This is a genomic window from Acinetobacter sp. YH12043, assembly GCF_013419915.1.
In the GTDB taxonomy this organism is placed as follows: Bacteria; Pseudomonadota; Gammaproteobacteria; order Pseudomonadales; family Moraxellaceae; genus Acinetobacter.
Genome location: NZ_VOZD01000006.1, coordinates 136,462 through 144,863 on the forward strand (window position 1 = coordinate 136,462; position 8,402 = coordinate 144,863).

5 protein-coding genes are annotated in these 8,402 nt (G+C 43.8%); all 5 read left to right on the plus strand.

The window, feature by feature from the left end:
• Positions 1 to 433 precede the first annotated feature (433 nt).
• The 5 genes from FTU01_RS05115 (at position 434) to sucD (ending at position 8,242) form a co-directional block, all read left to right on the plus strand.
• The gene (locus tag FTU01_RS05115) at positions 434 to 3,256 is read left to right on the plus strand and encodes a 2-oxoglutarate dehydrogenase E1 component (RefSeq protein ID WP_005234618.1); all 2,823 of its coding nucleotides are present in this window, start codon (positions 434 to 436) and stop codon (positions 3,254 to 3,256) included.
• 18 nt (positions 3,257 to 3,274) lie between these two features.
• Positions 3,275 to 4,495, plus strand: coding sequence for a 2-oxoglutarate dehydrogenase complex dihydrolipoyllysine-residue succinyltransferase (gene odhB, locus FTU01_RS05120; protein WP_005234619.1), 1,221 nt, complete (start codon positions 3,275 to 3,277; stop codon positions 4,493 to 4,495).
• A 60-nt stretch (positions 4,496 to 4,555) separates the two neighbouring features.
• The gene (gene lpdA, locus FTU01_RS05125; RefSeq protein ID WP_180138401.1) at positions 4,556 to 5,989 is read left to right on the plus strand and encodes a dihydrolipoyl dehydrogenase; all 1,434 of its coding nucleotides are present in this window, start codon (positions 4,556 to 4,558) and stop codon (positions 5,987 to 5,989) included.
• A 184-nt stretch (positions 5,990 to 6,173) separates the two neighbouring features.
• Positions 6,174 to 7,340, plus strand: a complete 1,167-nt coding sequence (sucC, locus tag FTU01_RS05130) for an ADP-forming succinate--CoA ligase subunit beta (RefSeq protein WP_004782971.1) — start codon at positions 6,174 to 6,176, stop codon at positions 7,338 to 7,340.
• Between the two features lie 11 nt (positions 7,341 to 7,351).
• Positions 7,352 to 8,242, plus strand: a complete 891-nt coding sequence (gene sucD, locus FTU01_RS05135) for a succinate--CoA ligase subunit alpha (RefSeq protein ID WP_004782969.1) — start codon at positions 7,352 to 7,354, stop codon at positions 8,240 to 8,242.
• Positions 8,243 to 8,402 lie beyond the last annotated feature (160 nt).

Below are 8,402 nucleotides of genomic sequence, written 5' to 3' on the forward strand. Positions count from 1 at the left end.
TTGACTAAAAAACATGCGTTCCTCGTCAAAAAAATCAATTGATTAGTCGAGATCGTGATAGCATTTAGCACAAGACTATATTTAAAAAATGTGTGGGCCGATGTACATTTTTTAAACACGGAAGAGGTTGAGAATAGTATATAAATGTAAGTCAAAGTCGCTTTAGAAAAAATATAGTTTAAATCTTTGTTTTTTCTAAGTCGATTTGCAAAAAATTGCTCGGTCACGATCGGGTATTCAATGAGTGATGATGCCGCTGAGGGGCGTTATTGTTCATTAAACATATCAAGAATTTTCTTGGTGTGGTGATAACGCCTCATGGCTTATGCCTTATGGGGGACTAATGTTGAATTATCAATTTGACATTACTAATCCTGGGTTTTGCTTAAAAAGCATCCTGAAAATGTTTTTGCAATAGGAAATGGGTCCACAAATGCAAGAAGTTGCTGACGCTCTGCGTCTTGACACTGAACTTTCCGCTGATAGTGCAGCGTATATTGAAGAACTTTATGAGCAGTACCTCACTGCTCCAGACTCAGTGGGTGCTGACTGGAGAGCGTACTTCGATAAATTCCCAAAAGGTGATCAACCACACAGCAATGTACGTGAGCAATTCCTACTTTTAGGTCGCAATTCAAGCCGTATTCAGCCTGTTATCCAATCGACAGTTAGTTCAGAGCATGAACGTCGTCAAATTGGCGTTTTACAGCTGATTGCTGCGTACCGTAACCGTGGCCACCAAAAAGCAAAATTGGATCCATTAGGTCTGGCTAAACGCGAAGTTGTGCCAGATCTTGATCTTTCTGCGCACGGTTTAACTCAGTCTGATCTGGACACTATATTCAATACCGGTAACCTTGCGATTGGTAAGGAAGCAGCGACTTTGGGCGAAATGGTCCAAGCGATGGAAGCGACTTACTGTAGCTCTATCGGTGCTGAATACATGCACATCGTGGATACCAAAGAAAAACGCTGGATCCAGCAACGTCTTGAAAGCGCACGTGGTCAATATGGACTAAGTGCTGATCAGAAAAAACATGTTCTTGAACGTTTAACTGCGGCTGAAGGTCTAGAAAAATACCTCGGTAATAAATTCGTGGGTGCAAAACGTTTTGGTGTTGAAGGCGGTGAATCTTTCATTCCTATGGTGAATGAATTGATCCAGCGTGCCGGTTCTGTAGGCTGTAAAGAAGTCGTGATCGGTATGCCACACCGTGGTCGTCTGAACCTTCTGGTTAACATCATGGGTAAAAACCCGGCTGACCTGTTTGGTGAGTTCGAAGGTAAATCACTACATAAAAAAGGTTCTGGTGACGTTAAGTATCACCAAGGTTTCTCTTCTAACGTGATGACTCCAGGTGGTGAAGTTCACTTGGCATTGGCGTTTAACCCATCTCACCTTGAAATCGTTGGACCTGTAGTTGAAGGTTCTGTACGTGCACGTCAAGTCCGTCGTAAAGACATTGGCGGTGATGACGTATTGCCAGTCATTGTTCACGGTGATGCTGCATTTGCAGGTCAGGGCGTAAACCAAGAAACCTTTCAGATGTCACAGACTCGTGGTTACACAGTAGGTGGTACAGTTCATATCGTAGTGAACAACCAGGTTGGTTTCACCACATCTGATCCACGTGATGCGCGTTCTACAGAATACTGTACTGATATCGCGAAAATGATTCAGGCGCCGATCTTCCATGTAAATGGTGATGATCCTGAAGCTGTGTTGTTTGTTGCTCAGCTTGCCCACGATTTCCGTCATACTTTCCGTAAAGACGTTGTGATCGACATGTTCTGTTACCGTCGTCGTGGTCATAACGAAGCGGACGAACCAGCTGCAACTCAGCCAATGATGTACCAAGTGATCAACAAAAAAGCGACAACTCGTACGCTTTATGCTGACAAACTGGTTCAAGAAGGTGTACTTGATCGTGCTACTGCAGATCAAATGGTTGAACAATACCGTTCTGATCTTGAAGCAGGTAAACATGTTGCCAATGCACTGGTTCTAGAACCGAACAAAAAAATGTTTGTAGACTGGACACCGTACCTGGGTCATGAATACACAGACGAGTGGGATACTACTTGCGATCTAGAACGTCTTAAAGAGCTTGGCCGCAAAATGCGTGAGCTTCCAGAAGGCTTCGTGATGCAGCGTCAGGTATCTAAAGTAATTGACGACCGTTTGAAAATGCAAACTGGTGAAATGCCGCTGAACTGGGGTGCTGCTGAAACTCTAGCCTATGCATCACTGCTAGATGATGGTTATCTGGTTCGTTTAACTGGTGAAGACGTGGGTCGTGGTACATTCTCACACCGTCATGCAAAACTGCATAACCAGGTAGATGGCTCAACTTATATTCCACTTTGCCATATCAAAGAGAACCAACCGCGTGTTGCGATCTATGACTCTTTATTGTCTGAAATGGCAGTACTGGCATTTGAATACGGTTACGCGACTACTCTTCCTAAGAGCCTGATCATCTGGGAAGCTCAGTTCGGTGACTTTGCAAACTGTGCACAGGTGGTGATCGACCAGTTCATCTCATCTGGTGAAACCAAATGGGAACGTGTATGTGGTCTGACTATGCTTCTGCCACACGGTTTCGAAGGCCAAGGTCCTGAGCACTCATCTGCACGTCTGGAACGTTTCTTGCAACTATGTGCTGAAGACAACATGCAAGTGATGACTCCAACTACACCTGCACAGATCTTCCATGCGTTACGTCGTCAGGCAATCCGCCCGATCCGTAAGCCAATGATCATCATGTCACCTAAATCATTGCTTCGTCACAAGTTGGCTGTGTCTAACCTGGAAGAACTGGCTAACGGTACATTCCAGACTGTGATCGACGAAGTAGATAACATCAACAAAGCAGACGTAACTCGTCTAGTACTGTGTGGTGGTAAGGTTTACTACGATCTGGTTGAAAAACGTCGTGAAAAAGAATTGAACAACACTGCAATTGTACGTATTGAACAATTGTATCCGTACCCAGAAGCACGTCTTGCAGAAGTTCTTGCTCAGTATCCAAACGTGAAAGAACTGGTTTGGGCACAAGAAGAACCGAAAAACCAAGGTGCTTGGTTGTTCATCGCGCCTCGTTTATATGACGATGTGATGAAAGCGGGCAAACAAATCCGTATTAGTTACGCAGGCCGTGAAGCTTCAGCTGCACCGGCGTGTGGTTCACCATACTTGCATGCAAAACAACAAGCTCAGCTCGTTAACGACGCTCTAGCGATCGATGCTGAATAATCCAGGAGATTCTAAATAATGGCAACCGAAATTAAAGCACCGGTATTTCCAGAGTCAGTTGCGGACGGTACGATCGCAACTTGGCACAAACAACCAGGTGAAGCAGTATCACGTGATGAAGTGATCTGTGATATTGAAACTGATAAAGTTGTTTTAGAAGTTGTTGCTCCTGCAGACGGTACAATTGCATCAATCGTTAAAAATGAAGGCGATACAGTGCTTTCTGCTGAAGTGATTGCACAGTTTGAAGAGGGTGCCGTATCTGGCGCAACTCAAACTCAAGCAGTTCAATCTGAAACTGAAGCATCAGTAGAGCAAGCTGCTGCAAAAACTGAAGCGGGTAATGCACCGATCGTTGAGCGTCAACAGGTTCAAGACCAAGCTCCAGCAGTACGTAAAGCATTGACTGAATCTGGTATCAATGCTGCTGACGTATCTGGTACAGGTCGTGGCGGTCGCATTACTAAAGAAGATGTTGCGAACCATCAGTCTAAACCTGCAGCGCCTGCTGCTGCACCGTTAAGCGTTGCGGTTGGCGAACGTATTGAAAAACGCGTTCCAATGACTCGTCTGCGTAAACGTGTTGCTGAACGTCTGCTTGCTGCAACTCAAGAAACAGCAATGTTGACTACGTTCAACGAAGTTAACATGAAACCAATCATGGAAATGCGTAACCAGTACAAAGAAGCGTTTGAAAAACGTCATGGTGCTCGTCTAGGCTTCATGTCATTCTTCGTTAAAGCTGCGACTGAAGCACTGAAACGCTATCCAGCAGTGAATGCGTCTATCGATGGCGACGACATTGTTTACCATGGTTACTATGACATCGGTGTAGCAGTTTCTTCTGATCGTGGTTTGGTGGTTCCTGTACTTCGTGATACAGACCGCATGAACTATGCTGAAGTTGAAAACGGTATCCGTGCATATGCTGGTAAAGCGCGTGAAGGTAAACTTGCAATCGAAGACATGACTGGTGGTACTTTCACAATTACCAACGGTGGTACTTTCGGTTCATTGCTTTCAACTCCAATCTTGAACACTCCACAAACTGCGATTCTGGGTATGCATAAAATCCAGGAACGTCCTATGGCAGTGAATGGTCAGGTTGAAATCTTGCCAATGATGTACCTAGCGCTTTCTTATGACCACCGTCTAATCGATGGTAAAGAAGCTGTAGGTTTCCTTGTAACAATCAAAGAATTGTTAGAAGAACCAGCTCGTCTGATCCTTGATCTTTAATTCTAAAGAATAAATCCATGGGCTTAGGGTGATCCTCTAGGCCCATTTTTGGAGAGAATAATGTCTCAACAATTCGATTTAGTTGTAATCGGTGGTGGCCCAGGTGGCTACGAAGCTGCAATTCGTGCTGCACAGCTTGGTTTTAAAGTTGCGTGTATCGAAAAACGTATTCATAAAGGTAAACCTTCTTTAGGTGGTACTTGCTTAAACGTCGGTTGTATTCCTTCTAAAGCACTTCTAGATTCTTCTCACCGTTATGAAGATACTGTTAAGCATTTAGATGACCACGGTATTACAACGGGTGAAGTTGCTTTCGATTTGTCTAAAATGCTTGCGCGTAAAGACAAAGTCGTTGAACAATTGACTGGTGGTGTTGCGCAGTTACTTAAAGGTAATGGCATAGAATGGTTACAAGGTACTGGTAAATTACTTGCTGGTAAAAAAGTTGAGTTCGTACCGCATGAAGGCGAAACTCAGGTTTTAGAGCCTAAATATGTCATCCTTGCATCTGGTTCTGTACCAGTCAATATTCCAGTTGCTCCTGTAGATCAAGACCTGATCGTAGACTCAACTGGTGCGCTTGAATTCCCAGAAGTGCCTAAACGTCTTGGTGTGATCGGTGCTGGTGTAATCGGTCTTGAACTTGGTTCAGTATGGCGTCGTCTGGGTGCGGAAGTTGTTGTATTTGAAGCAATGGACGCATTCTTGCCAATGGCTGACAAAGCATTGGCAAAAGACTACCAAAAACTGCTGACCAAGCAAGGTCTTGATATCCGCATTGGTGCAAAAGTTTCTGGTACTGAAGTTAACGGTCGTGAAGTGACTGTTAAATACAGCCAGGGCGGCGAAGACAAAGAACAGACTTTCGATAAGCTGATCGTTTGTGTAGGCCGTCGTGCTTATGCTGAAGGCCTATTGGCTGAAGACTCAGGTATCAAACTGACTGAGCGCGGTCTGGTTGAGGTAAACGACTGGTGTGCAACTTCTGTTGAAGGCGTATACGCAATCGGTGACTTGGTACGTGGTCCAATGCTTGCACATAAAGCAATGGAAGAAGGCGTAATGGCTGTTGAACGTATCCACGGTCATGCTGCTCAAGTGAACTACGATACTATCATTTCTGTCATCTACACTCACCCGGAAGCGGCTTGGGTAGGTTTAACAGAAGAGCAAGCCAAAGAAAAAGGTCATGAAGTGAAAACTGGTCAATTCGGTTTTGCTGTAAATGGTCGTGCTTTGGCTGCTGGTGAAGGTGCCGGTTTCGTGAAGTTTGTTGCTGAAGCAAAAACTGATCGTCTACTTGGTATGCACGTGATTGGACCTGCTGCGTCTGATATCGTTCACCAAGGTATGATCGCACTTGAGTTTGTCTCTTCAGTTGAAGATCTACAGTTGATGACTTTCGGTCACCCAACATTCTCTGAAGTCGTACATGAAGCTGCTCTTGCAGTCGATGGTCGTGCGATCCACGCGATCCAACGTAAGCGTAAGTAATTCTTCGAAGAGCGGCTCAGGCCGCTCTTTTTACATTTGGTGGTTGTTTTTGAATGAATAATCATCTAAAAATAAAGATAAGTAAAATCTAAGATCCAAAAATACCAATATTGATTGATGTGAACCAAGAAATATTGGGAAAACGTGTAATAACAAAGTCAAATAAGTAGTAAAAGGTTAATCAATGAATTTACATGAGTATCAAGCAAAAGCGTTATTAAAAAAATATGGGATGCCTGTACAAGAAGGTATTCTTGCTACCAATGCTGAAGAAACAGTACATGCTTTTGAGCAGCTTGGTGGGAAGTTTGCAGTATTAAAAGCGCAGGTTCACGCAGGTGGTCGTGGCAAAGCGGGTGGGGTAAAAGTGGTAAAGTCGGCTGAAGAAGCAGCTGAATATGCCAATCAGATTATTGGTTCACGTTTAGTGACCTATCAAACCGATGCAAATGGTCAACCAGTCAATAGTATTTTGGTTTCTGAAGATGTTTATCCGGTCGAGCGTGAACTCTATTTAGGTGCAGTGGTAGACCGTTCTAGCCGTCGTATTACTTTCATGGCATCCACTGAAGGTGGTGTCGAAATTGAAAAAGTTGCAGAAGAAAATCCTGAAAAAATCATTAAAGTCGAAGTTGATCCTTTAGTAGGATTATTGCCATTTCAGGCGCGTGAAGTGGCGTTTGCACTTAAGTTAAAAGATAGCCAGATCAATCAATTTGTTAAAGTCATGACAGCTGCTTACCAAGCCTTTGTCGAAAATGATTTTGCTTTATTTGAAATTAACCCACTCTCTGTTCGTGAAAATGGTGACATTCTCTGTGTCGATGCCAAAGTCGGTATTGATTCAAATGCGCTATACCGTCTGCCTGAAGTTGCTGCTTTACGTGATAAATCACAAGAAAATGAGCGTGAGCTGAAAGCATCTGAATTTGACCTGAATTATGTTGCTTTAGAGGGTAATATTGGTTGTATGGTCAATGGTGCCGGTCTTGCGATGGCAACCATGGACATTATCAAGCTTTATGGTGGTCAACCAGCTAACTTCCTGGATGTAGGTGGTGGTGCAACCAAAGAGCGTGTCATCGAAGCATTTAAAATTATCTTGGCAGATTCTTCTGTACAAGGTGTCTTGATTAATATTTTTGGTGGAATTGTACGTTGTGACATGATTGCTGAGGCAATTATTGCAGCGGTTCAGGAGGTAAATGTCACTGTACCTGTAGTCGTTCGTCTTGAAGGGAACAATGCAGAGCTTGGTGCCAAGTTACTGGATGAATCTGGTTTGAAATTGATTTCTGCAAATGGCTTGGCCGATGCTGCAGAAAAAATTGTTGCTGCAGTAAAAGCTTAAGGAGTATCACAATGAGCGTATTAATTAATAAAGACACCAAAGTTTTAGTCCAAGGCTTTACAGGCAAGAACGGTACATTCCACTCTGAACAGGCTATTGCCTACGGCACTAAAGTTGTTGGTGGAGTAACACCGGGTAAAGGTGGTCAATCACATCTGGATCTGCCAGTATTTAATACTATGCGTGAAGCGGTGCAAGAAACTCAAGCTGATGCTTCTGTGATTTATGTGCCTGCACCTTTTGTCCTCGATTCTATTGTAGAAGCTGTTGACTCAGGTATTGAGCTGATTGTTGTGATTACTGAAGGTGTACCAACACTGGATATGCTAAAAGCTAAACGTTATCTGGAAACCAATGGTAATGGTACGCGTCTGATCGGTCCAAACTGTCCGGGTATCATTACGCCAGGCGAGTGTAAGATCGGGATTATGCCGGGTCATATTCATCAGCCAGGTAAGATCGGCATTATCTCACGTTCAGGTACTTTGACTTATGAAGCGGTTGCACAAACCACTAAATTAGGTCTTGGACAGTCAACCTGTATCGGAATCGGTGGTGATCCGATTCCAGGCATGAACCAGATTGATTGCTTGAAACTGTTCCAGGAAGACCCGCAAACTGAAGCCATTATCATGATTGGTGAAATTGGCGGTACTGCGGAAGAAGAAGCAGCTGAGTATATCCAGTCGCATGTGACCAAGCCGGTGGTAGGTTATATCGCTGGTGTAACAGCGCCGAAAGGTAAGCGTATGGGTCACGCAGGTGCCATCATTTCTGGCGGTAAAGGAACTGCTGAAGAGAAGTTTGCAGCTTTTGAACGCGCGGGAATGGCGTATACACGTAGTCCTGCAGAGTTGGGTTCAACCATGCTTGAGGTTTTGAAAGAAAAAGGTTTGGCTTAATTTATTAAGCTGATAAAAAGCCCTCAATATTGAGTAATGCCAGTCAGTTAAGCAAATATTAGTAAAATGTAGTAAAAATGAGTGTATGTAAATACGCTCATTTTTTTATGACTTTATCTGAAAATTTAGATTGCACCCTTCAACATTCTTTACCTTCACT

Coding starts and splice junctions, on each gene's coding strand:
- sucC (WP_004782971.1), top strand. CDS start 6,174: ATGAATTTACATGAGTATCAAGCAAAAGCGTTATTAAAAAAATATGGG.
- odhB (WP_005234619.1), top strand. CDS start 3,275: ATGGCAACCGAAATTAAAGCACCGGTATTTCCAGAGTCAGTTGCGGAC.
- lpdA (WP_180138401.1), top strand. CDS start 4,556: ATGTCTCAACAATTCGATTTAGTTGTAATCGGTGGTGGCCCAGGTGGC.
- sucD (WP_004782969.1), top strand. CDS start 7,352: ATGAGCGTATTAATTAATAAAGACACCAAAGTTTTAGTCCAAGGCTTT.
- FTU01_RS05115 (WP_005234618.1), top strand. CDS start 434: ATGCAAGAAGTTGCTGACGCTCTGCGTCTTGACACTGAACTTTCCGCT.